The 26,993-nt window shown below is 58.3% G+C and carries 35 protein-coding genes and 1 pseudogene; 13 read left to right on the plus strand and 23 right to left on the minus strand.

What is annotated here, in order from left to right; all coding sequences use genetic code 11:
- The first annotated feature begins 202 nt into the window (after nt 1-202).
- Together AC1RM7_RS04385 and AC1RM7_RS04390 are read left to right on the plus strand one after the other, a co-directional pair.
- Nucleotides 203-2,155 (plus strand): glycoside hydrolase family 99-like domain-containing protein, encoded by a 1,953-nt coding sequence (locus AC1RM7_RS04385; RefSeq protein ID WP_492838589.1) that lies wholly within the window; start codon nt 203-205, stop codon nt 2,153-2,155.
- Nucleotides 2,152-3,327: a glycosyltransferase family 61 protein gene (locus AC1RM7_RS04390; RefSeq protein ID WP_492838591.1), complete on the plus strand. Its 1,176-nt coding sequence runs from the start codon at nt 2,152-2,154 to the stop codon at nt 3,325-3,327. The genes AC1RM7_RS04385 and AC1RM7_RS04390 overlap by 4 nt, the downstream gene beginning before the upstream one ends.
- A gap of 7 nt (nt 3,328-3,334) precedes the next feature.
- On the opposite strand, the gene AC1RM7_RS04395 is transcribed toward AC1RM7_RS04390, so the two are convergent.
- Entirely contained in the window at nt 3,335-3,619 is a 285-nt protein-coding gene (locus tag AC1RM7_RS04395; RefSeq protein ID WP_492838593.1) for a hypothetical protein, read from the minus strand.
- Nucleotides 3,620-3,950: 331 nt separating this feature from the next.
- On the opposite strand from AC1RM7_RS04395, the gene AC1RM7_RS04400 reads away from it, so the two are divergent.
- Together AC1RM7_RS04400 and AC1RM7_RS04405 are read left to right on the plus strand one after the other, a co-directional pair.
- On the plus strand, nt 3,951-4,139 hold the full coding sequence (locus AC1RM7_RS04400; protein WP_492838595.1) for a hypothetical protein: 189 nt from the start codon (nt 3,951-3,953) through the stop codon (nt 4,137-4,139).
- 25 nt (nt 4,140-4,164) lie between these two features.
- Nucleotides 4,165-4,569 carry a hypothetical protein gene (locus tag AC1RM7_RS04405; RefSeq protein WP_492838597.1) on the plus strand — a complete coding sequence of 135 codons (405 nt, stop codon included), beginning with the start codon at nt 4,165-4,167 and terminating at the stop codon, nt 4,567-4,569.
- A gap of 18 nt (nt 4,570-4,587) precedes the next feature.
- Here AC1RM7_RS04405 and AC1RM7_RS04410 read toward each other — a convergent pair.
- A pseudogene (locus AC1RM7_RS04410) lies at nt 4,588-4,716 on the minus strand (DUF6894 family protein); the annotation flags it as partial.
- 1,966 nt (nt 4,717-6,682) lie between these two features.
- Between AC1RM7_RS04410 and AC1RM7_RS04415 the strand changes: the two are divergent.
- From AC1RM7_RS04415 to AC1RM7_RS04430, 4 genes are read left to right on the plus strand one after another with little or no spacing between them, the layout of a single operon-like run.
- On the plus strand, nt 6,683-7,003 hold the full coding sequence (locus AC1RM7_RS04415) for a hypothetical protein (RefSeq protein WP_492838599.1): 321 nt from the start codon (nt 6,683-6,685) through the stop codon (nt 7,001-7,003).
- 11 nt (nt 7,004-7,014) lie between these two features.
- Nucleotides 7,015-7,284 (plus strand): hypothetical protein, encoded by a 270-nt coding sequence (locus tag AC1RM7_RS04420; protein WP_492943879.1) that lies wholly within the window; start codon nt 7,015-7,017, stop codon nt 7,282-7,284.
- On the plus strand, nt 7,281-7,547 hold the full coding sequence (locus tag AC1RM7_RS04425; protein WP_492838603.1) for a hypothetical protein: 267 nt from the start codon (nt 7,281-7,283) through the stop codon (nt 7,545-7,547). Before AC1RM7_RS04420 ends, AC1RM7_RS04425 begins: the two co-directional genes overlap by 4 nt.
- Nucleotides 7,537-7,725 carry a hypothetical protein gene (locus AC1RM7_RS04430; RefSeq protein WP_492838605.1) on the plus strand — a complete coding sequence of 63 codons (189 nt, stop codon included), beginning with the start codon at nt 7,537-7,539 and terminating at the stop codon, nt 7,723-7,725. The genes AC1RM7_RS04425 and AC1RM7_RS04430 overlap by 11 nt, the downstream gene beginning before the upstream one ends.
- Nucleotides 7,726-8,166: 441 nt before the next feature.
- Here AC1RM7_RS04430 and AC1RM7_RS04435 read toward each other — a convergent pair whose 3' ends face one another.
- The 8 genes from AC1RM7_RS04435 to AC1RM7_RS04470 all read right to left on the minus strand — a co-directional run bounded on the left by AC1RM7_RS04435 (nt 8,167) and on the right by AC1RM7_RS04470 (nt 11,066).
- Nucleotides 8,167-8,310, minus strand: coding sequence for a hypothetical protein (locus AC1RM7_RS04435; RefSeq protein ID WP_492838607.1), 144 nt, complete (start codon nt 8,308-8,310; stop codon nt 8,167-8,169).
- 82 nt (nt 8,311-8,392) lie between these two features.
- The gene (locus tag AC1RM7_RS04440) at nt 8,393-8,563 is read right to left on the minus strand and encodes a hypothetical protein (protein ID WP_492838608.1); all 171 of its coding nucleotides are present in this window, start codon (nt 8,561-8,563) and stop codon (nt 8,393-8,395) included.
- Nucleotides 8,560-9,147 carry a CHAP domain-containing protein gene (locus AC1RM7_RS04445; protein WP_492838610.1) on the minus strand — a complete coding sequence of 196 codons (588 nt, stop codon included), beginning with the start codon at nt 9,145-9,147 and terminating at the stop codon, nt 8,560-8,562. The genes AC1RM7_RS04440 and AC1RM7_RS04445 overlap by 4 nt, the downstream gene beginning before the upstream one ends.
- Nucleotides 9,148-9,276: 129 nt before the next feature.
- Nucleotides 9,277-9,654, minus strand: coding sequence for a hypothetical protein (locus tag AC1RM7_RS04450; protein ID WP_492943880.1), 378 nt, complete (start codon nt 9,652-9,654; stop codon nt 9,277-9,279).
- A gap of 13 nt (nt 9,655-9,667) precedes the next feature.
- A complete protein-coding gene (locus AC1RM7_RS04455) occupies nt 9,668-9,919 on the minus strand; it encodes a hypothetical protein (protein WP_492943881.1) in 252 nt (83 codons plus the stop codon).
- Nucleotides 9,879-10,106 carry a hypothetical protein gene (locus AC1RM7_RS04460; RefSeq protein WP_492838614.1) on the minus strand — a complete coding sequence of 76 codons (228 nt, stop codon included), beginning with the start codon at nt 10,104-10,106 and terminating at the stop codon, nt 9,879-9,881. Before AC1RM7_RS04460 ends, AC1RM7_RS04455 begins: the two co-directional genes overlap by 41 nt.
- Entirely contained in the window at nt 10,103-10,357 is a 255-nt protein-coding gene (locus AC1RM7_RS04465) for a Pam3-gp28 family putative phage holin (protein WP_492838616.1), read from the minus strand. The genes AC1RM7_RS04460 and AC1RM7_RS04465 overlap by 4 nt, the downstream gene beginning before the upstream one ends.
- A gap of 52 nt (nt 10,358-10,409) precedes the next feature.
- Nucleotides 10,410-11,066, minus strand: coding sequence for a peptidoglycan-binding domain-containing protein (locus AC1RM7_RS04470; RefSeq protein WP_492838618.1), 657 nt, complete (start codon nt 11,064-11,066; stop codon nt 10,410-10,412).
- A 169-nt stretch (nt 11,067-11,235) separates the two neighbouring features.
- Here AC1RM7_RS04470 and AC1RM7_RS04475 point away from each other — a divergent pair, with 169 nt between their 5' ends.
- Genes AC1RM7_RS04475 through AC1RM7_RS04490 form a run of 4 tightly spaced genes read left to right on the plus strand, consistent with a single transcriptional unit; the run spans nt 11,236 to nt 15,377 of the window.
- Nucleotides 11,236-12,144, plus strand: a complete 909-nt coding sequence (locus tag AC1RM7_RS04475; RefSeq protein WP_492838620.1) for a glycosyltransferase family protein — start codon at nt 11,236-11,238, stop codon at nt 12,142-12,144.
- Nucleotides 12,122-13,087: a glycosyltransferase family protein gene (locus AC1RM7_RS04480; RefSeq protein ID WP_492838622.1), complete on the plus strand. Its 966-nt coding sequence runs from the start codon at nt 12,122-12,124 to the stop codon at nt 13,085-13,087. Before AC1RM7_RS04475 ends, AC1RM7_RS04480 begins: the two co-directional genes overlap by 23 nt.
- Nucleotides 13,087-14,424: a glycosyltransferase family 4 protein gene (locus tag AC1RM7_RS04485; protein ID WP_492838624.1), complete on the plus strand. Its 1,338-nt coding sequence runs from the start codon at nt 13,087-13,089 to the stop codon at nt 14,422-14,424. Before AC1RM7_RS04480 ends, AC1RM7_RS04485 begins: the two co-directional genes overlap by 1 nt.
- 5 nt (nt 14,425-14,429) lie before the next feature.
- Nucleotides 14,430-15,377: a methyltransferase domain-containing protein gene (locus AC1RM7_RS04490; protein ID WP_492838626.1), complete on the plus strand. Its 948-nt coding sequence runs from the start codon at nt 14,430-14,432 to the stop codon at nt 15,375-15,377.
- A gap of 227 nt (nt 15,378-15,604) precedes the next feature.
- On the opposite strand, the gene AC1RM7_RS04495 is transcribed toward AC1RM7_RS04490, so the two are convergent.
- Genes AC1RM7_RS04495 through AC1RM7_RS04535 form a run of 9 tightly spaced genes read right to left on the minus strand, consistent with a single transcriptional unit; the run spans nt 15,605 to nt 24,689 of the window.
- Nucleotides 15,605-15,934, minus strand: a complete 330-nt coding sequence (locus AC1RM7_RS04495) for a hypothetical protein (RefSeq protein ID WP_492838628.1) — start codon at nt 15,932-15,934, stop codon at nt 15,605-15,607.
- Nucleotides 15,935-15,947: 13 nt separating this feature from the next.
- Nucleotides 15,948-18,251 carry a glycosyl hydrolase family 28-related protein gene (locus AC1RM7_RS04500; protein ID WP_492838630.1) on the minus strand — a complete coding sequence of 768 codons (2,304 nt, stop codon included), beginning with the start codon at nt 18,249-18,251 and terminating at the stop codon, nt 15,948-15,950.
- The gene (locus tag AC1RM7_RS04505; protein ID WP_492838632.1) at nt 18,248-18,601 is read right to left on the minus strand and encodes a DUF4376 domain-containing protein; all 354 of its coding nucleotides are present in this window, start codon (nt 18,599-18,601) and stop codon (nt 18,248-18,250) included. The genes AC1RM7_RS04500 and AC1RM7_RS04505 overlap by 4 nt, the downstream gene beginning before the upstream one ends.
- Nucleotides 18,601-19,908 (minus strand): DUF2793 domain-containing protein, encoded by a 1,308-nt coding sequence (locus tag AC1RM7_RS04510; protein ID WP_492838634.1) that lies wholly within the window; start codon nt 19,906-19,908, stop codon nt 18,601-18,603. Before AC1RM7_RS04510 ends, AC1RM7_RS04505 begins: the two co-directional genes overlap by 1 nt.
- A 3-nt stretch (nt 19,909-19,911) precedes the next feature.
- Nucleotides 19,912-21,564, minus strand: coding sequence for a hypothetical protein (locus AC1RM7_RS04515; RefSeq protein WP_492838636.1), 1,653 nt, complete (start codon nt 21,562-21,564; stop codon nt 19,912-19,914).
- Nucleotides 21,561-21,977, minus strand: coding sequence for a DUF6950 family protein (locus AC1RM7_RS04520; protein ID WP_492838638.1), 417 nt, complete (start codon nt 21,975-21,977; stop codon nt 21,561-21,563). Before AC1RM7_RS04520 ends, AC1RM7_RS04515 begins: the two co-directional genes overlap by 4 nt.
- Nucleotides 21,974-22,531 (minus strand): hypothetical protein, encoded by a 558-nt coding sequence (locus AC1RM7_RS04525; protein WP_492838640.1) that lies wholly within the window; start codon nt 22,529-22,531, stop codon nt 21,974-21,976. The genes AC1RM7_RS04520 and AC1RM7_RS04525 overlap by 4 nt, the downstream gene beginning before the upstream one ends.
- Entirely contained in the window at nt 22,522-23,256 is a 735-nt protein-coding gene (locus AC1RM7_RS04530) for a hypothetical protein (protein WP_492838642.1), read from the minus strand. The genes AC1RM7_RS04525 and AC1RM7_RS04530 overlap by 10 nt, the downstream gene beginning before the upstream one ends.
- Nucleotides 23,253-24,689 (minus strand): phage tail tape measure C-terminal domain-containing protein, encoded by a 1,437-nt coding sequence (locus AC1RM7_RS04535; protein ID WP_492838644.1) that lies wholly within the window; start codon nt 24,687-24,689, stop codon nt 23,253-23,255. The genes AC1RM7_RS04530 and AC1RM7_RS04535 overlap by 4 nt, the downstream gene beginning before the upstream one ends.
- A gap of 147 nt (nt 24,690-24,836) precedes the next feature.
- Between AC1RM7_RS04535 and AC1RM7_RS04540 the strand changes: the two genes are divergently transcribed.
- Nucleotides 24,837-25,070 (plus strand): hypothetical protein, encoded by a 234-nt coding sequence (locus AC1RM7_RS04540; RefSeq protein WP_492838646.1) that lies wholly within the window; start codon nt 24,837-24,839, stop codon nt 25,068-25,070.
- Nucleotides 25,071-25,131: 61 nt separating this feature from the next.
- Here the strand turns inward: AC1RM7_RS04540 and AC1RM7_RS04545 are convergent, their stop codons facing one another.
- From AC1RM7_RS04545 to AC1RM7_RS04560, 4 genes are read right to left on the minus strand one after another with little or no spacing between them, the layout of a single operon-like run.
- A complete protein-coding gene (locus AC1RM7_RS04545; RefSeq protein ID WP_492838648.1) occupies nt 25,132-25,647 on the minus strand; it encodes a gene transfer agent family protein in 516 nt (171 codons plus the stop codon).
- The gene (locus tag AC1RM7_RS04550; RefSeq protein ID WP_492838650.1) at nt 25,647-26,096 is read right to left on the minus strand and encodes a phage tail tube protein; all 450 of its coding nucleotides are present in this window, start codon (nt 26,094-26,096) and stop codon (nt 25,647-25,649) included. The genes AC1RM7_RS04545 and AC1RM7_RS04550 overlap by 1 nt, the downstream gene beginning before the upstream one ends.
- 51 nt (nt 26,097-26,147) lie before the next feature.
- Entirely contained in the window at nt 26,148-26,564 is a 417-nt protein-coding gene (locus AC1RM7_RS04555) for a DUF3168 domain-containing protein (protein WP_492838652.1), read from the minus strand.
- A complete protein-coding gene (locus tag AC1RM7_RS04560; RefSeq protein ID WP_492838654.1) occupies nt 26,561-26,974 on the minus strand; it encodes an HK97 gp10 family phage protein in 414 nt (137 codons plus the stop codon). The genes AC1RM7_RS04555 and AC1RM7_RS04560 overlap by 4 nt, the downstream gene beginning before the upstream one ends.
- Nucleotides 26,975-26,993 lie beyond the last annotated feature (19 nt).

The raw sequence follows: 26,993 nt of genomic DNA on the forward strand, positions 1-26,993 counted from the left end.
AATTCGCCCGCTAGACCCATTTATACTGCATCTTTTTCGTGGAGTTCTTCCGGTATTCCGATCACACTACGAGCAAATTGAACGATCTTTTTGTTTTGACCAAATCACATGGCATCCGAAGTCAGCCATGTCTCATTTTGCGCAATGCGCTGAAACCGCCCTGACGCGGCTTCAACGCGGAACTGTTTGAAAGAAGAGATTTATGAAATCGGCGGCGGACATTTATTCTTACGAGATCGACAAAAGCAGTAATACCGCACCGGCGAACGTGTTGCGTTTTGTGGGCAACAACAAGACGGTACTGGAAATCGGCGCAGGCCCGGGCTCAATCTCGCGTGTGATGGCTGGCAGCAACGGATGTGAGGTTACCGCCATCGAGCGCGACCCGAAATGCGTCGAACTCCTTCGCACTTTCTGCAAAGAAGTGTTTCATGCGGATCTGAATGAGCCTGACTGGCCAAGCGCCCTCAACGGGAAGAAATTTGACGCTGTCGTCATCGCGGATGTTCTCGAGCATCTTTACGATCCATGGACAACGCTCAGGCTGGCCGGCGATCTTCTCAGCGCGAGTGGCAGCCTCGTCGTTTCCATACCTCACGTGGGCCACGCGGCGGTTATGGCATGCCTCGCCGATAACGACTTTGAGTATCGTGACTGGGGTCTTCTCGACCGCACCCATATCCGGTTTTTCGGCATCAAGAACATACAGGACTTGTTTGCGCGGGCACGGCTCAAGATTACCGAAGCCGCTTTTGTGGTTGTCCCGCCCGAAGAATCGGAATTTTCAGAGCGATGGGAACAGACATCGCAATCGAAACGTGACGCATTCGAGTCGACCCAATACGCACATGTGTATCAAGTCGTCGTGCGCGCCGAACCGATTGATCGAAACCCGGGTCAGAAAGGCATCGACTTGACCGAGCAAACGGTCGGGCAGGCGAACAAGCTGAAATACATTGCTTTCTATCTTCCGCAATTCCATCCCATTCCTGAGAACGACGCGTGGTGGGGCAAGGGGTTTACCGAGTGGACCAATGCCACCAAGGCCCGGCCTCTATTTGACGGACACTATCAGCCTCACCTGCCCAGCAACGGATTTTACGATCTACGAGACCGGCACGTTCAGCATCAGCAAATTCGGGAGGCCAAGGCCCACGGCATAGATGCGTTCTGTTTCCACTACTACTGGTTCGGCGGCCGCCGTCTGCTCGAACGCCCTGTCGATGAATTTCTCTCCGACAAGAAAGCAGATATCGAGTTCTGCCTTTGCTGGGCGAATGAAAACTGGACACGGGCATGGGACGCATCCGAGCGCGAGATCCTGATCGAACAGACCTATTCTCCCAAAAACGACATCGACTTCATCGAAAGCCTGCTGCCCTTCTTCCGGGATCGGCGCTATCTGCGGGTCGATGGAAAACCCCTGCTGGTGGTTTACCGGCCGCAGCAGATTCCCGAGCCCGCCGCGACGGTCCGGCGCTGGCGCGAATTCTGCCGGGGAAACGGAATCGGCGAGATCCATCTGGTTGCGGCTCTGACCCACGGCAACACCAGCTTTGAACATTTCGGCTTCGACGCCGGCGTTGAGTTTCCACCGCACAACTGTCTGGTCAAGAACTACGCCAGCGATCTCCCCGGTATCGGAAGCACGACGGAGGCCGTCGCGCTGAAGTTCAATGACGTTGCGACCCAGTATCTCAGCCACGACTATCGCAAGCGGCGTGTTTATCGCGGCCTCTTCCCATCGTGGGATAACACCGCACGAAGGAAGACCAATCCGCTGATCGTTCTGGACGGGAACCCCGACAACTACGAACGCTGGCTGAACGAGGCCAGCGAAAAGACGATCGCTGAACGAGACCCGAACGATCGTCTCATTTTTATCAATGCATGGAACGAATGGGCCGAGGGTTGCCACCTCGAGGCAGACATCAAGTACGGCAACGGCTTCCTGGACGCCACTTACCGATCAAAGCGCGGGCGCTCGAGACTGAGCGACGGCTTCACAAGCAACACCCGCCTCAAGAACCGAAAAAAGCGTGCTGACCGCATTGAAAATCTCAGGTTGTGGGCGCACCGCAGTTTGCGCGGATATCCAACAACATTTGCCGTGGCGCGGTCGGTCTATCGCGCCCTCATGAAACCGTTTCGATGAACTATTCAACTATCGCGGCCGATGAGTGGGCCGGTCAGCCGCTGACCCGGGATGAGGTCTTCTGGACATCGAAACTTGGGCACTGCTCGTTTCCGTCTCGTCTGATTCAGCGCTCGACTCCTTTCGAGATTTTCCAGCGTACCAGCGCCCCCTCCCCATCCGAGATATCGACGATATTCGGCGACAGGGACTTCACGTCTGCGGACGTGAAGTTCGCTCGAATAAGCGACATAACAATCGACGATCAACTAGGGGTCTGCATCGACAGGGCCGGCCGCGTCTTGCACGAAACCGCGTCGATAGCCGAAGCTATCGATCCTGGCCTCGCGAATACACGGGCGCTCTCACCACAGTCGTCGAGGCAAATGGTCGATGAGCCGGTCATCCACTGCTTTCACCGCGCCAGCCCGGCATATGGTCATTTCATTTTCGACTGTCTCGCGCCCATCCTGTTGTTACGGGACGTGATCCTGTCAGGGCGCGCAAAAATTCTGATTCCGTCATTCTTCCCGGCATGGGGTCCACGCATTCTCGGCGCGGCGGGATTCGACATCGCATCGCATGTGAAATTTATTACAAAGGATGTTGCGGTCTGCCGTGAGGTAATCTTATCGACAGCCATCGACTCGCGGAACTGTTTCCGCCCGGTTCGAGAAATTTGCCAATCGCTGACCAGGCTTCCAGAAACCGTCCGCCCGTCGTCGAGGAAGATGATTTATCTGACGCGACGGAATCAGGTCACCTACTCGGATCGGACAATTTCCAACGAAGACGAGGTTGTTCGCGCACTCATGAAAATGGGCTTTGCGATTATCGAGCCCGGGAATCTCGCATTTGAGGAGCAAGTAAGCTTGTTTCACGGTGCGGATATTGTTGTCGCTGCGCACGGCTCCGCGTTCGGAAACCTTCCGTTCTCCAGACCCAGGTCAACATTGATCGACCTGATGCCCACGACGTACATCAATTACTGGTCGCGGCGGAACTTTGCACCGGAGCGCTGGGCGCTCAATCTGACGACGTTTTTTCAGCTCAACTACCTTCTGGTCTTCTGCCAATCTCATACCGTGGAGGCAGCAGCCAAAGGCGCCAGCAGTCCGATCGTCTCGACAGTCGACATCGATCTGCTGGAACGCGCTGTGAACGCGGCGAAAGCTTTTCCGCGTCCCGCCTGAAGCCAGATCAGCGTCCGCTGTAACCGCGCGAGAACATGTTCTTGAGCTGAACCAGGAACGTGAACACCCAAGCGAGCGCATAGAGGCCGGCCAGCCCCAGGGCCGTCCTTCGGTCCATCAGCGACAAGCCCGCCCAGTACCAGACGCGGTAAATCCAGAGCCCCGCAGTCGCGACGCCGAGCAAGCAGACAAGCAGCTTCAGGCCAGGGCTGTTGGCCACGCCGACAGCCGCAAACAGGATTGTCGCCGGGATGAGGAACATCTGGCAGGCGGAAATCAAGGTCTCGTTCATGGAAGCTCCCGGCGAATCGAGCAGAGAATAGCTCATCCGCTTGTCAGGAGCCTGAATGGTCGGAGCGAGAGGATTCGAACCTCCGACCCCTAGTCCCCCAGATGAGGGGCATGGATTGAAATAGCTCGCGAATTTTGACAACCGGTGCAAAATACCCGGATTGAATTCATTACGATTTTCATCTCTGATGGCAACCAATCTTCGGGGCCTTGTTCTCTTTCCGTTCATGCGCTTAAATCGGCTCCATGCCCTCGCCCCTAGACAAGATCGTGACCGGTAAACGCCTCGGCTTCGTCGCTGAGCACGGCTCGAAACTGCGGCCGGTGAAGCCATGAGCATCCTGTCGTTCTTCCGGCGGCGGACCAAATCCCGCTATGCCGATGACAAGGCCGTGGATGACTTCACGCGCGTGCTGGAGACGGTGAAGCCGTCCGCGTTCGACCTTGCGATGGACGAGACCAGGAAGGCCGACGCTGAGGTCTGGGCGAAGCTTGAGCGGGATCTGAAGCGGAAGCCTTAATCTTGTCCCCACGGGGAGCCCCGGAATGACCCTCACCCGCCGACGGGACGCTACTGAGCACCTTGAGCAGTGGAGCATCTGGGACGGTGACGTGCGTGTCGGGGTCATGCGGCATGTGAACGCCACCGAAGGCTCCATGACCTGGCAATGGGGATGCTGGGGCCGCGAAACAGGAAGCGCCGATACGTTCGAGGAGGCTCGGGCTGAATTCCAGAGAGCGTGGGACAGGGTTGCGCCGACGATCACGGAGACTGATCGTGACGCTTTCCGATTCCAGGAGGCCCATACAGCTTGGAAATATGCGATGTGGGACGCCGGGTGCCGGATGCCGACGCAATCTCCGGATGGCTGGTCGCATTGTTTTTGCGGCGCGAGGATCACGATATCGGGCGTGATGGATCACATCCGGGCCGCCCATACGTCGTCTTAGCTCGCCCCAGCGGCCTTCTCACTTCTTTTCAGCTTTGACGGGAATTTCCCATAGCGGATTTTGGAACTCGTCCGTCACTTCCATGCGCCAGTCATGGCCAGGCCTTAATTTGCCGTCGATGTCCTCGATGATCGCGCCGGCCGCACGCGTTGCTTCTGCTCAAGCCGCATGCTTGTCCGGCAACTCCTCGCCCACGAAGTCGATATGAGTGCGATCATGGAAAATGTTGAAAAAATACCGCGGCATTCTCCCTCCTCTCGGAGGACATAATTCCGTTTTTAGGAGAAGTTCAGCCGCCTGGGCGAAGCGATTGGGCAGTGGCTGGGGAAAGCCCGCGAGCAACGACGCCGCTGGCACCCTGCCCCGACGCATGGCTCACCTTATCGCGGTCCTTTCGGACGTGTTGCAAAATCTAGAACGATCCGATCAAGCTCCGCCCTCCCGTAAGCGTGGGCTTCGTGTTGCGAGGCATAGCACTCGTGAGATGACGTTATGAGGCGCTTCCCGACATAGATTTCCCACTTCCAAGGTTTGGGCGGGAGGGACCGCTGCCGGACTTTAATGCGCACTAGCGCGGGCCTGGAGTGTCGTCTTTTTTAAGGGGGCGGAGGCCAGGAGACTTAACCCAATCCTCCATGTGGGCCATCGCTTCAGCGTGTCGCGCCTTTTTCAGGACAGCGTCGCGGAGTGGTCCGTAGGGGAGAAGTTTTGCCTCGTCGCGCAGAATTTGAGCCTCCGCCAGAAAACGCTCTTTGGATGACTGTCTCGAACGACGCCGAATGATCATGGCGCGCTCCTTTCCATGAGAGGAAGGCGGGAGCGCATATTGGCGTTCTCATCACAGATAAAAGCCACGGGTCGGGCTGTGATGCAGACAGTATCCGCCTCCCGGCGGTCAGAAGCGAGTCCTATCTTTTGCCTGAACTAGGAACTTTTCGGAAAATACTTACAGCGCTCCACCTCAGCCAACGGCTGAAGGGGGAACAATCAGGTAAGCTGCGGTTTTACGATTGTCCGGTAGGACGAGACTTCCGCGTCGGCTCCGTCCCCGGTTCCGACGCGGTTTTTTTACGCCGAGGCAACATCACAGCGCGGGAGCTACCTCAAGGTAGCGAATGCTCTTCGCATCATAATCATCGGAATTTTGGCAGTGCGAGCAGGTTAGCCTGAAGGTGCCTTCTGCGGCGATATCAGGCACATCGAACGTCGAGGGGCCACATGCAAATATTCCGTTAGGTTCCCCGCAACGTGCGCAGAACACTCCGAGGAAACGTCTGGCGAAGTGGAGCTCGGGCATCACGACACCTCTTGTTTCCTCAGGGCCTGATATCTGCCCGTCACCGTCGGCGACGCCAAGGACGAGCCGCGGGGGGCCCCGGCTACGAAAGCCATCAAAACCCCGCTTCAGGGAGATCAATGACCCCTAATTGTTTCGCAATTCTAAAGATTTTTTAAAGCATCCCAGACCTGCCACTTCGCCGACTTAGCCTCAGAGCCAAGGAACCCCTTCAGCTCAGCTAACGTAACCGGAAATGCCCTACCGGTCGATTCGAATTGGGTAGGAACCGGAGTGGAGGAGCGGCGTTTCGGATGCAAAGGGCGGATGTACCCCTTCTATAACCCCGGCGCTTACCGTCGCCGAGCGCCGGGGTAAATATTGAAAGCCGGCGATGCTCAGAATCATAGATCAGCCAATGGCGAGAATTACCCGCAGAACCTGGACAGATGCGCAGGAAGCTCGGCTCAGAGAGATGGCCGCGGCTGGCGCTTCCATTGCTCGGATGTGCGGAGCTTTAAACAAGACTGCGATGGCCATTCGCTGCCACGCCAGACTCCTTGGCATCAAAATTCAAACCGTTCGCGAGACTCGGGAGCGCGTGCGGGAAGCGGAGCGCGAAGGCTTCCTTCCCTAGCGAGCACCTGCCTGTGGTGCTCGCGTTATGCCGGCGGCGTGGCGTGCGTCAGAAAGAGCAGACGAAAGACACACTCTCCGCGCAGGTCTTGTCACCGGCTTACTTCAGGGCGAAGGAACCTCTTCGGATCAGCGCACTTGAATCAAGTTGTTCTGTTGCGTTGAGGTTGCGTTATGCGTTCAGGATGGACCCCATCCCTTGTGCCCGATCCCGGCGACGTCACGGTCTATATCGTCGAGGACGATTTTGGCCGGATCGGACGGGCCTACCGCGAGACGGACGTCGAGAAGGCGGACCTTGAAACCACAATCCAGGACCTCATCAGCGGCCAGTTCAACGACCCGATGCGCGTGGTGAGCTTCAACACCGCGGAACGCTGGTCGGCTGACGTTTCCGAAGACATCGCGCGTGAGATCCAACGTCGTCACGACATTATCGGGGAGCCGATCCCTGCTCACCTACAAAACTTCGTCGATTCCTACACAAGCCACGCCCGCCAGTTCGCGCTGAGGCTGGTCTGATGTCGTGGGACATGCGGCTCGTACGACCGATCACGCCGCCGAAGGGCAAGCCGATAGCGACCTTGTCCGACGCCCGGGCCTACGTCCTGACCCTGTCCAAGGCCGAGCAAGCGAAGCCACACGTCGTGGCGGGCGTGAAAGCCTTGATGCTCGCGGCCGACAAGCAGGTCTGCGAGTTCGTCGCCCAAGTCGCCGTCGCGCACATTGTGAACGGTCCACCGAAAAGTCTCGGCCGCATGAAGCCCGATCGTCCCTGGATTAAGCGAAAGCGAACGCCGTGACAGATGAAGAGAAAGTTTTACAGGCCATCGCGCGCGCGCAGGACGTGCTGGCGGCTTACATCGAGCCGGGACCGCGTGACGAAAAGTGGGCCCTCAGCGAACTGATGGTGATCCTGGACGATCATGATCTGATCCAGGCCCACAAACGTCTCGCCCGGAACATCGGGACGCGCGGTTCGGGAACCAAGCAGGCAGAGCGAGTTTACTACGAGGCGCAGCGCAAACGAATTGAGGAGAGGAATGATACCTCGAATGGCAAATGAGAACGATGGCAAGCCCTGGAGCGCCGATGATCTTCAGACGCTGAAGACGTTGATCACCGAGAACACGCCCACCCGACTGATCGCGATGAAGCTGGGCCGGACGGAGGACGCGATCCGGGACAAGGTGAAAGCGGAAGGTCTCTCACTCGCCCCGACGAACCGCAGCCCGCGAGATTGAGATGAAACAGTTCCCACCCAATGGACATGAACCTTCTCCGATATTGATCGGCGCGGTCGCCCTCTTGCCTATCATTGGCATCGGCGCTTGGCTGATCTTCGGATAGAAGATTTCTAGAGGTTCCAACTTGAAGGCGTAAAACAGCATTGGCACAATAACCCCGGAGGCCGGGGTCATGGGTCAGAAAGCGCATTGCTCAAAATGTGGGGCAGAACTTAAAACCTCGCTCGTCTGCGCGGAATGCGGGGACGATCCGATCGCGTCGGCAGCCGTGGGAGCGCTCTTAAGGTGTCCCTTTCTCCAACCGCCCGAAGACCCAGAACCGAACCCAAAAGCAAAAAGCCGCGCCACCCCGAAGGATGACGCGGCTTGAGTTTAGGGAGGTTCGCGTCTTTGGGGGACGCTACCGCAGCCAGGGATGAACCGGTCCCGGGCTGGGGTTCAGTCGCAGTAGACGTGGAAAAATGATTTCACACGTCTGGCTGCATAATTGTCCAAGGCACATGGCTGGCCGAGCATCACGCCCACGGTGACCGCGCAGATGCCGAAGACGGCCACGACGATGAAGCCGCGGCGGTTGATCACGAGAACGCCTCGGATATGAGGTGCAGAGCCAGCGCCCCGATCAAGTCGAAGGCGAGCAAGCCACCGATCAGCCAGAGGATGGTCATGGGCCGAACTTGGCGCAGAGCATGCCGATGAGCCCGACGACAGCGATTAGCGGATAGGTGCCATCAGACCGGTACATGCTTGGAGCGACGCTGTTCGATTTTGCGGCGAAATCCGCGAGCGTCATAAACGCGCCGAATGCGGCGACCAGCCCAAAGAAGATGATCACGATGCCACCCGAAACGCGATCGGCCTCCGGCTGTACGGCCCGACCTGCCAGGCCTGACGCCGAGACGAAGGGTTGAGATAGATCACGGTACCGTCCGGCCGGACGCTGTCGACGATGGCGACGTGGCCGCCTCGCCGGCCGCGGTTGAACACTGCAACGGCGCCGGGCTGCGGCCCGGAAGCGCGCCCCCAAGATAGATAGGACTTCGCAAGCGCCGAACCGGTGCCCTTGATGCCGCGCTCGGCCAGCGCAAGCCCGACGTTCACGGCGCAGACAAGGCGACCTCGAATGAAGCGAGACGGCCCGATGCCCGTCCCCTCACGCAGGAACGACCGCTGCGTCTCCGGCGGATACATCGGGGAGCCGAATTCGACATTGCGGAAACGGTCAGCGCGGGCGATGCGGTCTTCGCGTTTCGTGGTCGGGATTCCGGCCACGGGTTTCGTGGGCACAGCGCATGGAAAATCGATATTGCACCGGGGGTGCAGGCCCCTCGCCTCTGCGGGTGCGATGACCGACGAGGCGACGGAAAGCACAAACGCGAGCACGCCAAGCAGCGCGCCCGTTACGATGTAACGGATCATGGATAGTCCTTTCGGATGATGGGACTTGGAACAGCGGGACGGCCTTGGTTCTCCGCCGTCTTCGCTCATAGGGCGGCTAAGGCCCGGTCGTTCGGAAGTATCCGGAAATGCCCCGGGCGGCCGGGCCGATTACGCAGTCTTGTGGTCGAGTTGTTTTTCGATCCGATCGAGACGGGAATTGATGTTGGCGAAATTCAGTCGCAGCAGATCGTCGTGCTGTTTCATATGAACGATGAAATCGTCCTTGCGGATGTAGTTGTCCCGAATGTGAAACTCGACTTGCCGAACGTGCTCTTTAAGTGCCGAGACGGTTTCTCCAAAATCGTGGGTCGCCTCTTTATGCTTTTCTTCTAGGCCAGCAACGGCCGTGCCGACGGCGGCCGTCACCCTGCCCTCGACCGCGCCGAGGTTCTTCGACAGATTCCAACCGCCACCGAAAATCTTGTCTATGAAGTTCAATGCCAGCGCTCCCGCTGCGATCAGAATTGCCCAAGTCGAAGTATCCATTCCAGCATTCCCATTACTTGGAGCAAATCGGATTGTCCCAACCCCTGCATTTGCAAAGGTAGAGAACATCATTCGCGTTCAGGCGTACCTTCGGCCCGCGCGACAGCTTTTTGATTTCGGCGGAATCCGCCGCGCTTTGATTGACGCGCTGGTAGGACTGGCAAAAACTGTCGACCGGAGCCGCGCGCTTCACTGAACAGAACAGGAAGCAGAACTGGACTTCATCAGCCTGCGCGGCCGACAGCGTCAGCAAGATCGTCAACATCGCCATCAGACATCGCATTGATTTTCTCCAGTAGCCGCTTGCCCTCAGCCGTCATGCCGAGCACGGCTTTCGCCTGCTCAGCAATCTGGTGTTCCTGCCCTGCGTCGAACTGCTTTTGATCGTGAGCGCGGTCGAGGAACCACTTCGCGATCTGCAGAACGAGCAGGGCAATCTGCGCGTAGGTCACAGACCGGGACCGGTCGAGACTGCGCCGGTCGCGCCGCTCACGGTCGGAACGTCAGCGCGCGCGGCGGTGGAATCCGGAACTGCGGTCGTGCCGGACTTGACGAACAAGCCCCAGACGACAGCGCCGATCGTGCCGATGGCGCCGACGATCGCCGTGACTTGGTCAGCGGTGACCCAACCCTTTCCGGTTGCGAAGCTGCCGACCGCGATCAGGATGTAGCGCGCGATCTGCCAAACGGTGTCCCATTTCATGTAACGTCTCCAATGATGTGAGGATTTGCGCGGGAGGCCGCCCGTGCGCGGTTTACTTCAATGCAGCCCAGGTCATCGGGCCGCAGATGCCATCGACGTGAAGCTTTGCCCTTTTCTGCGAAACCTTGACGGCATCTCGCGTGGCCGCGCCGAAATCTCCGTCCACCTTCAGGACAGCGCCATTGGCGTTCAGTCTGCCCTGCAAGGTCTGGACATTCGGCCCCTTGTCGCCAAAACGAAGCGTCGGGGGTGGTGGCACATAGGCTGGGGTCTCGACCGGCGCGGCCATGCCAGCCAATTTCCAATCGCCCTCGGCGTCGTACAGCACCTTCTGAGACTTCACCGAGATATGGCAGTGATGATCGTGAGGGTTTGCGCCGGTGTACTTCCGCCACGTCCACGCCGCTGGGCCGTCCGAACCGGACGCGATGCGACGATTTGAGATGACGTATTTGATCCGAGGGTCGCGGTTCGTCCGGAGGGTTTCTGCGAGCGCGTAGGAATCGCAGCCCGAGGCAGGATCGTGGGTGATGTCGATCGCCGTCACGACACCCATGGAGCCGTCCTTAACCCATGGATTATGGTCCGACGACCGAGAGGCGTGCTCGGCATTGCCGATCGATCCGTCAGAATCCTTCCGCCGGCTGGGCCAACGGGCGTTCACCTGTTCACGCAGATGCAGCAGGCTCTTGGCCACGCGCCACGTCATTTCGGATTCTCCATAGGTTCGCGGCCCGTGAGGGCGGGCGAGTTAGCGCTATGTTCCGGTGTGGTTTTGAGAGGTTTAGCGGGCCAGTTCGTCTTGCGAACCTGGTACCCGTGCTTATAGTCGCGACGGGAATGTACCCGTGTAGGATGTGGCACCGGTAAGATTGGAAATGCTTGATAAATCGACGATTTCGCTTTCGGTCATCGTCGCCCTGTTCGGGCGGTTCTCATTCAACCAACTTTACCTAGGCAAAGTAGAGCGCCATCTCCGCGACATCGACGATCACGATGTAGAGATGATCTTTGTCTTCGCCGGCGATAAGTGGTCCTCATTGCCGACGGTGCAGGCCTTGCCGCATCACTTCAGCAGCGTCTCGACGATCTACCTCTCCCACGACGCACTACCCTCGCAGCTTTACAACGCCGGAGCCAAGCTCGCGAAGGGTCGGAGGCTGATGTTTCTGAGCCCTGATCTGCCGTGCAGCCGACAACAAATCTCCACGCTCTCCACCGCATGCAAAACCGCTGAACGGTCCAATGATCTCATTGCCGTTGCCGACCAAACCATCATCAAGAAGTTTCGTTTGCCTCATCAGCCGACGGAGGTACTTGCCCACGGATGGCTGACGAGCTGTCCGGTTTTCGACTTATCGAACGTGTGTATTCCCGCAACCGCATTCCACGACATCGGAGGCTTCGATGAAACTCCGATTCTCCAACAAGATTCGGGCTGGGACCTTCTAATTCGCGTAACGGAAAAGGCGCTGGTTCGTATCATTGGTACAGTTGAGAACGAGCACCTGTCAGACCTCTCCACTAATTTCCCCCGCGCGCTTCCGGTGAGCGCGGATTTGCGGCGGCGCTACGTTGCCAGAGCGCCACACCTGGAAGTGCGAGAGGCGAACTTCCTGGCCGATCTTCCCGAAAAAGAGAGGATCTTCTTAAAGCGGCGCATTCCGACGATAGATGCCGCGAAGCCACCAGCAAGTGCAAAAACCGCTGCGGATCACGATCACCGGGAGCTTCTGGGAGCATCACCACAACTGGCTTTGCTTCTTGAGCTATCTTCGCCACCTTGAGGGAAGCGGGATCGCCACTCACAAAAACATGTTCGACCATTTGGTGACGCGATCGGACGTCGAAGATAGCGACGTCGTTATCCTTTCGAGATGCAAGGTGGACGAGGTTCGGCAAATCCTCGACTGGTGCAACGATCTTAAAGTCCCTTCAATCTACATGATCGACGATAACTGGCTAACAGTCGCGAAGGACTGGCCCGATCCTTACAAGGCAATCTTCAGCCCCGGCACTCCGTTCTACGACAACTTCATGTTCGGCGCGCGAAACTCCGACTATGTCCTCACCTACAACAACCTGTTGAAGGAAGATATCGCGCCATTCGCTCGCAAGATCGTTACGCTTCCGAATAGCGTTGACCTTTCCGCCTTCGAAAAGACTGACCGCAAACAATCCAGCCGATTTCTTATCGGTTACAGTGGCTCGCCGCGATATTCGAGCGCGCCGTTTCGTGCACTCGCTCGTGTGGCACGTAGCAACCCGGATGTTGACGTTTTGCTGTTCGGCATTCTGCGACCCGAACACGAGAGGGAACTTGACGGATGCAGCGTCACCCGGCTGCCACATACTTCTTACAGCCGATACGCAGAACTAATCCGTGCCGCAGGGCCTGACATTCTCTTGGCGCCCATGGACGATTCCCGCACTTCTCGCTCCAAATGCCCTAACAAGTATCTCGAAATCACCGCGGCCGGTGCGGTCGGCGTTTATTCGAAGCTTGAGCCTTACACCTGGTTCATAAACGAAGGCATCAACGGAGCTTTTGTTATCGACTCCGAAGATGAAGCATCTTGGGTTTCAGCTATTAGCGGCCTGCTGGATAAGCAGCGCCTGAAGCAAATGCACGCAGCGGCCCGCGCGAATGTCGCAGAGCATTACTCGGTTCCTGTCGTAGCCCCTGAATTCGCTAAATTGCTCGCGACCACGTCGGCGGGAGACAGATAATGTTGAACGTAACCCTCGCTTCTCACTCGCCTTATATTTCGGGTGCGGAGAACATGCTGGTGAATCTCGCGTCGGAATTACTTGAGAGCAGCAAGTTTACGCCGACCGTTCTGGTTCCGAATGCCAATGCCGGATCGCTTCGCAAATCTCTCGATTCGAGATCGGTCCCTTGGCGCGCCTCCCCCACGCTCCGCTGGTATCTCTATGAAACACCGGCCACGCAGCAGAGCTATGCCCGACAGGTCCTAAAAACCGCGGAGGAATATGCCGAGCTGTATTGGCGGACGAACGCGGACATCGTCATCGTTAATACACTCGTGAACATAGAATCTGCACTCGGCGCGCACCTTTCTGGAATACCTTATTTCCTATGGGTTCATGGCGTTATCGACACGGTTCACGTCAAGATCATTGATCAATTCAAGGCGACGATGGATCGGCTAATTCTTGACAACGCCTCCTCTATTGCATGCTGCTCGCAATGGACAGAGCGCTACTTTCGAAGTCTCGGGGTCAACAATATTCAGACCATCCATAATTGGGTACCAACTCCCGCACCCTCATCGGCCAAGCGAGGGGACCGCCTTTGCGTTGTCACCACCCTGGAACCACATAAAGACACCGAAACCGTTATCCGCGCAGTTGCGAAGTTGAAGCAAAACGACCTAGACGTTGGCTTGGATATCTATGGCGATGGACCATTAAGGCCCTATCTCGAGGATCTCGTCCGCAAACTGAAGGTCTCTAATCTAGTTACTCTTCACGGCCGGATAGAAGACCCAACAAGCTGCTACGCCAAGGCTCTGGCAGTTGTGGTCCCATCGAAGATCGAGCCGTTTGGTCTGGTTGCTCTGGAAGCAATGGCCGCCGGAACTCCCGTAATCGTGTCTGCGACAGGCGGGCTTCCAGAGATCGTTGAACACTACGTCTCTGGCATTCATTTCGAGACGTCGAACAGCGACGACCTAGCAAAAAAGATCCGTATACTGGTCAGCAGCCCTGACTTCCAAACCTCGTTAATTACGCAAGGTCGGATGACGGCAAGAACAAAGTTCAGCAGTGAACGAGCGCTTGCCGCGATGGAGGAGGCTCTGCTTTCCGCCCACAGCAAATTCACAGGATACGACGAAGCTTCATTCGACCTGCTTCGGACGCTTGCACATGGAAGCACGTCCGACACAGCCATCGAACCGGGGATGTCGGAAGAACTCGCTGCAATCAAATCATCGACCTATTGGCGTGCCGGCGCCCCGATCCGAGCGGCCCTTGGTGGACTACCGAGGATGCGAAGGCTGTTCCGCAGAGCGGTTGGCATGCCTAGGGGCCACATAGGTTGACGCAGATGCTCCATTTTCTGAAGCGACGCGAACCGACGATTCTGACTGACCTTTGCACTCGCTTAGCTTCTGTCAAAGGTCACAACGCTATTTCTGAAATCGACGTGGCGGGTGAGCCAGACTTCGAGAACCAGATTTCCGACGCCGAGCGCGACCACAACATTCAGTTTTTTCAGCAGTTCCACTTGCCTATGATGAAGATGGCTGGGATCGATCTGGAAAAAGCGAACATTCTTGAGCTTGGCGCAGGTCTCGGACAGCTTGCTTACGGGACGCTGAAGACAATCCAACCTTCCGCCTATATCGCGACGGACGTTTTCCCAACGCTGGTCAAGTCTCTAAAGCAGAACCTACCAAAGTGGGCTAACCGCACCTCCGTTGATGCGGCGTTGTGTGACCCGCAGCGATCACTCTTCATCAAGGACGGGGCCTTCAGCGTCATCCAATCCCATTCGGTCTTGCACCACGTCCTCGACTACAAGGCTGCGGTGAAAGCCATCTTCGATAAACTCGCCAAGCCGGGCGTTCTCATCTTCACCGAGCCGTGCCTTGAGAGCTACATGTTCCTCTGCACGATGATTCGGATGTTCGCTCGAACGACAACCTTGCCCGATACGCTCGCCCAACAGGTTGGCTGGCTGTTCGAATACGTCGAGCAACGCAGCGGCAAGCACCGTGACGACAAGCAATTCCTGTCGCAGTTCGGGACCGGCGATAAATACCTCTACTCCGCCTACGACCTCTTCAATCTCGCCGACGCGATTGGCGCCCGCCTTCACGTTCAAAAGGACAACCGTAACACCAAGGGCAACCTGAAGTACGAACTCGAAATTCGGGGCGCCGACTCGGAAACCCTTGAACTTTTCGACGCGTTCTTAACCGATGTACTTCCTGTCGGCGCCGAGAACGCATATTTTTCCGACTTGCGGCAGGTTTTCTGCTTCATCAAGTGAGGCTCACATGAGCAAGCCCGATTCGTCCGGCGACATTGTTCAAATTAACAATCTGGAACCTAACCGCTTCTTGAGGTGTCACCTATTCCCGATTTCGACGGACCCGAACATTGGATGGCTGGAACTTGAGACTGATCAAGGCCCGGTGGTCTTGTTGGTGAGCGAGGCTGGTGCAGAGCATATAATTAAGAACATGCAAGAATTTCTCCTTGCTGAAGAAAGGGACATCAATCCGAGGTTGAGGGTTCGGCTTGCGCCAAAGGACTAGCCTCAGAAAGTTGGCCGCGTAGCGCCTGGATTTCCTTTGCTGCACTCTCTGCGTTGGATTGAATGATGACGTTCAGATCGGTTATCTGGCGAAGGAGATTCGCCTGACTCGGGATGACCGATGCGAGGGATTCCGGCTCTACGTTTTCCGCGCCGCTGCTCTGTGACGTAATCTCAACGCCATCTTCCATGATCGAGTACGTCGTCTCCTGCCACGCGTGTGTGACTTCGCCAGCCGCGTTAATGCTGATGTGAACGACGCGCGGTCCGGCCTGCTTAGTGATCGGCATAACAAATTTTCCCTCAGTTGATCGCTACAAGGACCCAACGGCTATCCGTCGAGTCACAGACAAATGTTGCAGACGAGGTGGCACTTGCGCGGAGAACGACGTTCGCGCCGGTTAGTGTCTTAATACGATTGCCGGCGGTCGAACTGGCGTCTTCATTAACGATGGTCATCGTCTGCGCCGTCGTATTGTAAACCGTGAGACGGTACCCATCGATCCCGCCGGAGAAGCCCCCGAGGCTAAATGCGCCTGTCGGCCCGGTCAGGCGCACATAGGAAGCCGCGGGCATTGTGATGTTCGAGTTCAAGCCGTTCGCGAGAGCGACCGTGCCCTTCATTGTCGCGAAGACTGATGCCACGGTCGTGCTGCCCCCACCGCCACCAAATCTTACATTGTTGGTGCTGGATGGATTTACGAAAAGCTCAGATCCTACCGCGCTAAAGAATCCAAAATCAGTAGAGCCACCCACATTTGTCGGGGCGGTCATCGTGAAGCCAGTCCCACCGCCTCCAATGGACAAATAAATTTGCGCGATGCCAGCTGCAAAGCTGCCTGCCCCGGGGAACATTCCCCCACCCGTGTAAAGCTTCTTTGCGACTGCGAGACCGCCGGCAGTCTTCATGGCGGCCGCGGACGCCGACGTTGCGTCGGTGGTGTCGGTTCCGTTAATCGTGGTCGCGCGCAACGATGCAGCAGTTGTAGCTCCGATCGATGCGTTATCAATCGTACCGCCCGAGATAACCGGGCTAGTAAGAGATTTGTTCGTAAGCGTGTCTGTTGTAGCCTTGCCGACGAGCGTGTCTGTAGCGGCTGGAAGCGTTACCGTTGTTGATCCCGCTGCGGCGGACGCCTTTAGAATGGTTGAGCCGCTGGTGCTCCCGCCAAACACGGCGTCTTCGACGGGACTGCGGCCGTTTGAAATCGCCTGAGCGGTCGCATTGACTGTGCCGAGCGCGTTCTTTCCGTAGAACTGGACGTTCATCGCCGTGCTCGCGCCGATATCAACGCTGTAGCCGGTGCCGCCGTTGACGTTGTTCGCGAGTTCGAGGCCCGAAGCCCGGACCTTGGCGCCGGCCTCGATTACGAGGCCAGAGTTGTACATATTTGAAACGCGGAGGCCGTGCAGATCTACATCGTAGGCGGTTGAGCGGACAACAAATCCTGCGCCGGTGTTCGTTCGCACGTCCCCAAAGGTGCAATTCACGTTCGTAAACCGCGCAACGAAGCCATAGAAATCGATTCCAGAAACCGTCGGCTGATCGACCCCCGTATTGGTTATATAGACATATGCAGGATAGACCCCGTCCGCTCCGATGACCGCCTGAATTCCAGTCGTCGGCCAGACGATTATGGTTTTGTCGATAAAGATGCCTTCGCAGGCACCCTCCAGCCTGACACCGACAGCGGAGCCATCAAGCGATGCGGTGAGGACATTATCAAGATTGACCGCTATCGCTCGGTAGCAATAGAAGAGGTAAGGCGACGCAGCCCAAGAGGCCCCACCGTCGCTCTGGTGATTGAAATTTGAGATATTGACTTCAAAGATTCTATCTGGCGTCGATGTGCCGACCCCCGAGAACAGCCAGGTACCAGCCCCCCACTGCTGAATATTCGAGATGTTGATCCCCCGGCCGCGGAAGAAAATCGCCGAGTATTGCATCTGCCTGAAGAAGCAATGATCGATATCAGTCCCATAGGGCGACGTCTCGCGGATGCCAACGACACTGGAGAATCCACCGCCGTCAAACGCGAGATACTGAAAGCGGAAAATCTGGTAGGAACTATCGCTATACACCGCTCCAGAAAGGTCGGTGATGATGGTCGAGTTAGCAGCTGCAACCAACGTCGCCCCGAACCCGCACCAACCGCCGCCCAGTTCACGATCAATTGTGATCCCCGAGGTCTTATAGTGTCCCGCGGGGAAAAATAGCGCGCCACCAATTAGAGACCGTGCATTCTCGGCCGCCTGGATGGCGGACGTGTCATCAGTGGAGCCGTTACCGACGGCGCCGAAGTCTCTAACGTTAAGAGCGACTGCGGTCGCCCCTCCAGTCGTGACAAGTTTGAAACGATTACCATCATGGTCGATGATACAAGTCGCACCATTGTCCGGAGTGGTCGTATCGCCGGTATCAAGGTCAAAATTGCCTTGAAGCGAGCGAATGTAGATTCCCGCGTATTGCCCAGACAGGCTCGTGCTTCGAACCGTGCTGACGTCCGCGATGTTTCGCCGATGTCCGGACTTGTCATCGCCACGAACGTTACCTTTGGCGACAGGAACGCCGTCGACATAGACCAGATCAACTGGGTTTGCGGTCATGCCAATTCCTCAAACACAGCGATGATCTGCTCGCGCGTGGTGATTTCGCCCGAAAGGATCATGTCGTCGATTGCCCGGTTTTTGTCGAAGCAGGATTGAATGTGATTGCTGACCGCCGTACCGGCAGCCAAGATCGTCGTGGCGTCGAGCGTGACGTAAACTCCGTCAGCGACTTTCCAGTTCGCTATTGTGTAGTCCGGATTTTCCCGCGCCCGGACGTAGGCCGCGGTCAGCACCGACCGGGATTTTTCATCTGTCTCCAGCCTGACACCGTTCAGATCAACCCCGGACGCTTCGCGCTCGCGGCGGGCGGTTGCCGCCCATGTCAGCAGCGTTTCACGGTCGGCCACTATGCCGCCTCCTGAACGGTAAAGAGGCGACGGGTTAGGGCCGTGCAATCGATGGGATCGTTCGTCCCGCCGGCGGAGTGAATTGCGATGCGATAGGTGTGCGCGGAGGTGTCCGGGGCTGCGAATTCGAAAACGACGGCGACGCCACCGTTCGGTGGCGTCGACCCCAAATCCACGATCTCACGCACGAACGCCAGCGGCCGCCAGTCCAGGGCGTTGCCCACGGCGTCGCGATAAAGCGCGATCGTCAGCGGCCCGGTGGCAGCGGTGAACGTAGCGCCTGGTTTGCCAAAGACGGCCGCGGCAGAATATTCAAATCGAAGAACGGCGCCCGTCTTCTTCGCGGTGTGAGATATCGTAGCCGTATCGATCATACGTCTCTGCGACGTAGTCGGGGCCGTTCCGCTCGAATAGCTGTATCCTGAAGATCCTGTGGCAGCAGTCGTCGAACCAGAGGCCGTCGCTACAGACTGTCGAGCAACCCAAGATCCAGCAGCCGATATCCATGTCGATGTGGCAGAACTCCACCGGAAGTCAGACTGCAACGCTTTATCAAAGACGACTAGACCATCTTCAGCCGAATAAAACGTCCACGTCCCGGCGACCTGGCAGATAGCGATTTTCTTGCCCTGCCCGGCCCACGCGCCAGTGGCTGCGGCGCCGACAACGTACCGAAGCCCCTTGGTTGCAGTTGGTGGGACAGTTGTGTTTTGGTTTTCGACGATGAGGCGGTCGCCCCAGCCGAGTGACGCTGAATATGGAATGCTGTCATCGTCGAAGGCCTGCGTTCCGTAACCGTAGACCCAGCCCGTGGCCGAGTAGCGGAGCATACCGTTGGTGTCTTCGACCTGAACCTGACGGCCCAAGACCGGAACTTCAAAGACCCATCCGCGAGGCGTGCGGATGGCAATGTCATCCTGATGGCTCGACCAGGCGCCGGTCGCGCCGGCTGGCACCACATAAGCGTCTCCGTCCGCCGGCGAGGCAGGCGGCGCGGTAGTCGATGCCGACAGCACGGAACGGGTCCGCATGTCGATGTCTTCGACCTTGTAGCAATAATCGTCGAAGGTGCGGATAACGGTGACGCCATCGTGCGGCGTCGTAGTATCGGCCTCGTCCAGCCAGAAGATCGTGTTGTTCCAAGCGATGGCGTTCGGAATCGCACCGTTGACCAGAGCGACGAACGTCTCTGGGTTCTCCGCCAAAGAAAAGGTGTACATCGTCCGCCGAACAAGAGCCGGGCGCAGAAGGTCCGGGTCATAGTCCTTCGTCGCCTGATCGAGCGCCGTTTTGAAATCACTGTCCATTCGTCAGCTCACGTTCAGCGGCGGCAGCGTGAAGTCCTGCTCGTCAGTCGCGGGGTCCCACGCGATCGGGATGTTTGGATCGCATTCCTTCAGCGAGAGCGGCAGGCCGGAGAAGTCATCGAGGAACCCGGTTTGAACGACGTCATAAAGTCCGTTCATATCGGGATAAAGATTCGACCAGATACGAACGCACGCTCCGGCCTTTAAGTCGTCGACAATTGCACGAACCTTGACCGGCCCGCTCCATGAGCGCGGAAGGCGCGCGGTCTCGAGATACTGCTTCTCGATCTGCTGCACCGCGCGATGGTCTGAGGTGTATGGGAGTCGGATGTTACGAGAGAGAACTTCGCCATCGGACTCGATCAGGTCGTCACGGGAGAGCGACGGACCGTCGGTGTCCTGATATTCACGATCCGCAGCCGGAAACTTCGCCGTCACCTCGTTGACCAGATCGGTCTTGGCCCGATTGCACTGGAAGTCGAACCCACCCTGCATCATGTCGTCGTCGATGGTCAGCACCGGCGTGCGCGGCATGGACGGCTGCACCCAGCCACGACCGCGATCCTGGACGACGAAACCCTGATTGGTGGTCAACATCGCCTCGAGGACGGTGCGCGGGCTTTGGTCGAGGGTCACAACGCCGTCAATCGTCCCGCGCGGCCTGCTGGTGCCATCCTTGTTCGCGACCGGCTCTTCGTCGAAGTCCGCGCTTCTGGCGATCTCGTCCCAGCGGATGCGCCCAGGCGGATAGTTTACGCCACTCGGGTGACCCAGCCAGTCCGCCTGGACGAGCGATGATGTCCGACCGACTTCTTTGCCGTTGACCCGATACTTCCATGTCGCCATGGCAGCAGCGACCTCAGCGGCATCACGCCAATCTGAAGGATAGAACTGGGTCGGGTCGCGCGGGTCGTAAATTGGAGCGCCGTCGATGTCGATCAGCGGGTTTGGGACCGAGACGCCCTGCCCCCACATCTTCTCGAAGTCGGCTGCATCGTCACCGAACTTGAACTTGAACACCGCGCGCGCGATGCCGCGCTGGCGGAAGCTGCTGTCGAGATTGGGAAAATCGTTATCGAGTATCGGGTCGATCAATTGGCTTGGCGTTCCGGCACCGAACGCCATGGACAACCGGTTGACGCCCGACTTCTGGTAAATCTGCCCGTCGACAGGAAGTGGAAAAACTTCCGTATCGAACGCGAACGACGAAAGCTGAATGTCGTTCGTGCTGATATGCAAGCCGCGAATGCCGCTGATTTGCCGGGCGGAAAGCAGAAGCCCAAGATAGAGATACGGCGGCTTGCTATCATCGAGGAAGAACACCGCGCCGCCGGTGCGCACGCGGCCATAAATCCACTTCCTGACCGGCGCCGACTGTTGGACGTTGCCGCGCGCTTCCGGGGCATTGATCGCTGTCGCTGCACCGATACCGGACCCGGCCTTCGGCGCATTGAGCGCCTGAATGGCGAACGATGCGCCCACAGCGATCCCGAGACCGATGGTGCCAAGCCCTATTCCGCCGAGCGTCAGGCTGCCAAAGCCGCCGGCGAACTGGGCCAGAGCGATGATGGTGCTGATGACCTCTTGGTTCTCATGCGGCGTCGGCGGAAGCCAGGGGCGCAGGAAATTGCGGTTTGCGACTGGGCCGTGTGTCATGTCACCCGCCAAGCCCGATCGACCTGCGTCGCCGGGACGCCCGCGAAGCCCGTTTCCGTTCGGCCGATCCAGACGAACGAGTCCCGGATCACACCGCCACTGGCATGGCCGTTCATATATGTGCCGACGTCGCCGATTTTCGCGCGCGCCGGATCAATCTCATTCCAACCGCACTCGAATGCCATTGCCGCCAGCGCGCCCGCTGGCCCGCCGAACTCCCGCGTGACGCGATAGGCGCCGCGGCGCGTCTGGTATCGACCGCGAAATTGCGCGGCCGGGTCATAGCCGCGCGCAGCCAAGATAATGTCCGCCAGCGATAGCAGGCAGTCTGCCCGGCCCCACTGGAATTGCTCGCGCACCCATGTCGGAACAGACGCGCGGATCGCCGCTTCCAGCGCTTCGCGCTTCTTCATGGAGTGAGACGCCAATTCGTTTGCTTGTTCGCCAAGCTGGTGAGGAGGCTGAGGCCGGAGTCGCCGGGATATTCGGCGATCTGGGATTCATGCGTGTATGACTCGTTGATCGCGCGCTCGATCGTCCAGAAGCCTACGTTCACAGTGATTTTCAGCGTTGCTGACCCGTCATCCGAAACGCTCAACGTCTGATAGTCCATCAGGTCGTCGACGATCAGATATGGCCCGCCGACCACCTTGTTTCGATGAACGCCCGCCAGCCAAAGCTTGATCGAACGGTTGCGGACGTCGCCCTGGAGAAGGTTGCCGATGCCATCCAGCGGTACGCCAGCAAGCTCGAAGGTGACCTGCTTGAGTTCAAGCGTAGTAGTCTTGGAAATGCCGGTGACACGGCCGAGCGCGCCGATGCCGCGCCAGTCCTGCCCATTCCATTTCAGCGTGCCAACCCGAGACCATAGGTAAACTTCACCATCCGGATGGTCGATGTAACAGAGAAGCGCAACCTCTCCGCCCTTCCGGATATGCTGCCGAAAGCGGACATCGGTCACTGCCACGGCAATACCTCTGAGAGCGCAAAACCCATATCGCCGAGATTGACCGCCCCACGCGAGACGATGCCCTCCTGATCGGAGGACAAGCGAAACACGCCTGTCGGGTAGCGGATAACGATCATATCGCCGGCCGCGACGCCCTTGCGCAGAGGTGGCTCAAAATAGAGCCGCGTCTTGCCGTTCGCGTCGGTTTTCACATTCGCAACGCACTCATAGAGGTGGCCGTGGGTCGCGGGGATTCCATTCGGGCGAACTTCGAACAGGTCGCCCATCCGCAGCGGCTTGTCCAAACTGTCCGGAAGCCCCCGCACGACCAGGCTGGTCGCGCCCTCCTCCGCCGCCTCGTCAGCTTCGATGAATGGCGGCAAAAACCCGTCCACCCACCCGTGGCCATCGGAGAATGGCGTGCCGTCGCTCCAGTTCTGTTCTGCAGGGTCGACCGCGTACTGGTCGTAAGCCGTTTTCATGCGGTGATAGTCGACGATCCGCAGCATCCCGCTGACGCCCTTGAGGCGCGAGACGAACGCCTGCACCTCGCGCCATGACATGCGGTCGGAATCCGCCCGCATCGTTGGGAACGTAAGTTTCGCAGTCCACGCCTGAACCTGCGGCCCGTAAGGTGTCATCTGGCCGGTGTACGGCGAACGAGACGACAGGCTCGACGGAGCCAGATAGAACTGGCTGGTCGTCGACGCACGCCATTGCTTCGGCCAATCCCAGATCGTCATCCGAGAAACCGTGAATCGTTTTTGTTGCCTTTGCGCACGGCCTCAACCGTCGCGGCGATGACCACCGGATTGTTCCTTTTGACCAATGCATCGACCATTGCGATATCGCCCGGCTGCATGCCCGCCGCGTAGGAATTGGTTTGTTGGATTACGACGCTCACCCCACCAGCCGATGCCTTTGACAGGACAGAATTCGGGACAACCGTTCCGGCAGCCTTCGGCACAATAAGCTCAGGGCCTCGCTCGCCGACGAGATATGGCGTGTCGGCGGACACCGGGCCGCCTTCCGCGCGCGCGCCGCCGAACAACGAAAGGAGCGAACCCGCGCCGGTGCCGCCACCGAACAGAAGCGCTGCGAGCGGCCCGGTGATCGACGCGCGAATGGCAATCCGCAAAAGATCGTTGATTACTTGGTTTGCGAAGTTCTTGAAGGCTTCCGCCGCCGTCTGCGTTCCGCTGATCACATCGGCAAGCGACCCGGTTAGATTATCTAGTGAAGTTGCGGCGAACTGGTTGAGTTGCTTATTCAGGTCAGCGGACTCACGAGCGAATGTTGCAAGCGGAGAGCGCGCCTGCTCGATTTTTTCGGCAGCTTTTCCATACGCAGCGGCAAGTTCCTCAATCCTCTGGCGCTGCTCGTCGGTAACCTTCCCGTTCTGTTGCTTGGCAATGGTTTCAAGCTCCGCCGTGATGCGGGCCCGCTCTCGCGCCTCGGTTCCGAGGTTCATCGCCTCGGCTTCAGCCTTCAGGCTGGCGACGCGCTTCTCGATATTGTCAGCAACAGTATTGAACCTATCCGAACCAGCGTCCTTGGCGGTTAGCGGCACGTTTGATAGCGCGCGCGCGCGATCGCGCGTACCGGTGCCGCCCTGCCGATCCAAGTTCGTCGTATCGACGGTGACGCGCGCCGGCGCCTCCGGCCTGGCTGCAATTGCATCAACCGATGACTTCAGTTCCCGGATTGAGGCGGCGGCGCCTGCCGCCTGCTTTTCGATCAACCCGCCCTTGAATAGATCGAGAAAACGTCCGGCGAGATCGAGAAGCGCTGAAAGATCCTGCAGATCCTGCTTGATTGCATCGCGGAAGTTGTCGGCCAGATAGGCCTTTACGTTCGTTACCGCCTTTTGCCATGCTTCATCGAACGCCTTTGCGGAATCGGCGAGCTTTTGCAAATCCGGTGCGGCCGCAGCCGCATTCTTCTGCAATTCCCCTACCGCTGCGCCGCCCTTCTCTAGGAACGGTACCATCGATTCCGCTTGGCCCGCGGCCTTGGCTAAATCGATCTTTTGAATCTCGGTCCGAGCATTCTGAACAAGATCGGCAACAATGCGAAAAGCGCCCTGCAAGTCGAGAGCGTCCCGGTTTACTCCTTTCAAAGCCTGCGGATTAACGTCGAATAGCTTGGAGAGGGAATTTTCCTCGCCGCGCTGCATCTGGTCGAGCAACGTGGCAAGGCCGCGGACGCTCTGGTTCACATCGGCTACCGAGGCACCGAACTTTCCGGCTGCCTCCTGGATGCCGAAGATATTGTTCATCGAATCTCCAACAAGGCGCGCGGTCTTGTCGAGGTCCGTGAACCGGTGGAGAAGCTCGTCGACCGTAGCAAGCGCCTTGTCGAGCGCCTTCGTGCTGAGGTTGCCAAGGAAGCTGCCAAGGAACGAACCGCTGAAGGCCGGGTTCGAGCGCGCAAAGCGATCCTCAATCGCCTTGACCTGACGGTCGGCGATCACGCCAGCGTCCTTGAGCTGTTTTTCGAACTTGTTCAGCCTCGCTTCAAGCGAGACGACAAGTTGAGCGTCGGTAGAGGGCATTAATGGATTGCCTTACTTACGACCGCGGCATGGCGCGCGATCATGTCATCGACCTCAGCGGAGGTCAGGCCGCCGTCGGGTGGGTGATCGTCGGCGCCGTTTGCTTTGTTGAAGCCGTCGATGGCGGCGGCGAGTTCAAAGACGGTGATTTCGTCAACCTGTCGGGCCGTGAACCCGATTGCGGCTCCTGACCCGTAGAGCGCGGATCGGACGAGGCGGCTTCCGCCTTTTTCTTGGTCCGCCGCGCCCGACGTTTTCCCACTTTTTCGCCCGGCACTCCGATCATCGCAGCGAGAAGTACGGTCATCGCGATCGGCACGCTTTCGGCCCATGGCCGCTCGTCGACATATGTCCTGACAATCTGCATGGCATTGATCGGGGTCTGTCCCCCGCCGATCAGACCGAGACGTATCGTTTCCCGGATATCCTGGATGCGCCACTTCCCGCCCCGCACCCGGTCCAGAATTTCCGACACGCCGGCGTCGCACTTCTGTTCAAGTTCAAGAACTTGACCAATCTTCGCGATGTTGAACCGGTATGTGTCGTCGCCGAAGTCGAGATCAATGTCCCCGTTCGGCATTATGGCGCACCGTTCGCCCAGGCCACGGGCCCGTCAGACTGAAGCTGGACGGAAATCTGCATTTTTCCGTCGCCCTGATTGCCGTTGGTCTCGAAGCTGGTGAGAAGAAAGCTGCCCTCGAAGTAGCCGTCGATTGTGGTGCCGTCGACCACGATCCGGACGTTCTTGGCCAATCCAGAAAGCATCCAGTCGCGCCACGTCGCATAGATGTCCTCTGCCATGAGGCCCGAACCGCTGAAGCCGCCGGAAAGCGAGCGAACCACGCGCTCGACCCAGGCGGGCTGGTCCGGGTCGTCGCAGTCCGGGACGGTGATATCGGACGTGTCCGCCGAGAGCGTGAAACTCTTGGTCGTCATGCCGCAAACGGCAGACGTGAAATCTTCAGGGCTGCCCCCGTCGCCCGGCCAAACGCTCAGCTTGGTCCACGACAATGTCTTCGGCTTCGCCATTTCGGCCTCCGTTAGCAGGCCCGTTGGGGCCGATTGCGATGTGAAAGGTGGTTACGCGGTCGGTTCGGTGCGGGCCGTAAAACTCACGGCCGCATGTTGAGTGATGCCGTCGGGCTCGACGAGATAGTTGGTTTGCTCAGGCTCCAGGTTGACGAGCCGCTGATCGTCGATGAGCGACAAATCGGCACCGCTGAGCGCGGCACGGATAGCGGCCCCCAGCTGGCGGATCGCCTTCTGTGCCGGTCCCTCAGCCCATCCGTCGACTTGGAGCGCGACCTCGGACCCTTCATAGCCGTCGGCAACGTCGGCCAGCAGCTGCATTGGGCCAAGGCTGATGTAAGGCATCGTGGGCTTTGCTGGCGGCGTATCCCAGACGCGATCGACAACAAGCGCCTTCACGGCGGCATCCGCCTTCAGCGCGTCGATAACCGCCTTCTGCAAGGCGAGACTGGAATCGGAACCGCTCACGTCACCTTCACCACTTTGCCAATCGCCGGCTTTACCTTACGAGCGATCAAGCTTTTGAGCTTCTTCTTGGTCAGCCGGTACGATGGCCAGAAGAACGGCCGCGCGCCGACCTGCTCGTTCCCAAACTCTGTACCGAGCGAATAGTCGTATGGCTTCCCGCTGCCTGCCCGGACCTCTTTAGTCGTGAGCTTACCGCCGGCCTTGACCAGATATTGCAAAGGCCGCCTTCCGTGCTCGACACGGATGGAAGCCTTGAGCTTCCCGGTCTTCCCAACACGGACGACGCTGCGCTGTGTATCGGCCAATTTTTCGGCCGCCTCACGTACCCCGGCATCAAGTTCGTCGGCCACCGCCTTTGGAATCCTCTCCATCAGATCCTTGAATTGGTCGACTGAAAGGTTTCGAGCCATCGACGATCACTCCGGCACC

The sequence above is a fragment of the Afipia sp. GW822-FHT03D08 genome, from assembly GCF_058801645.1.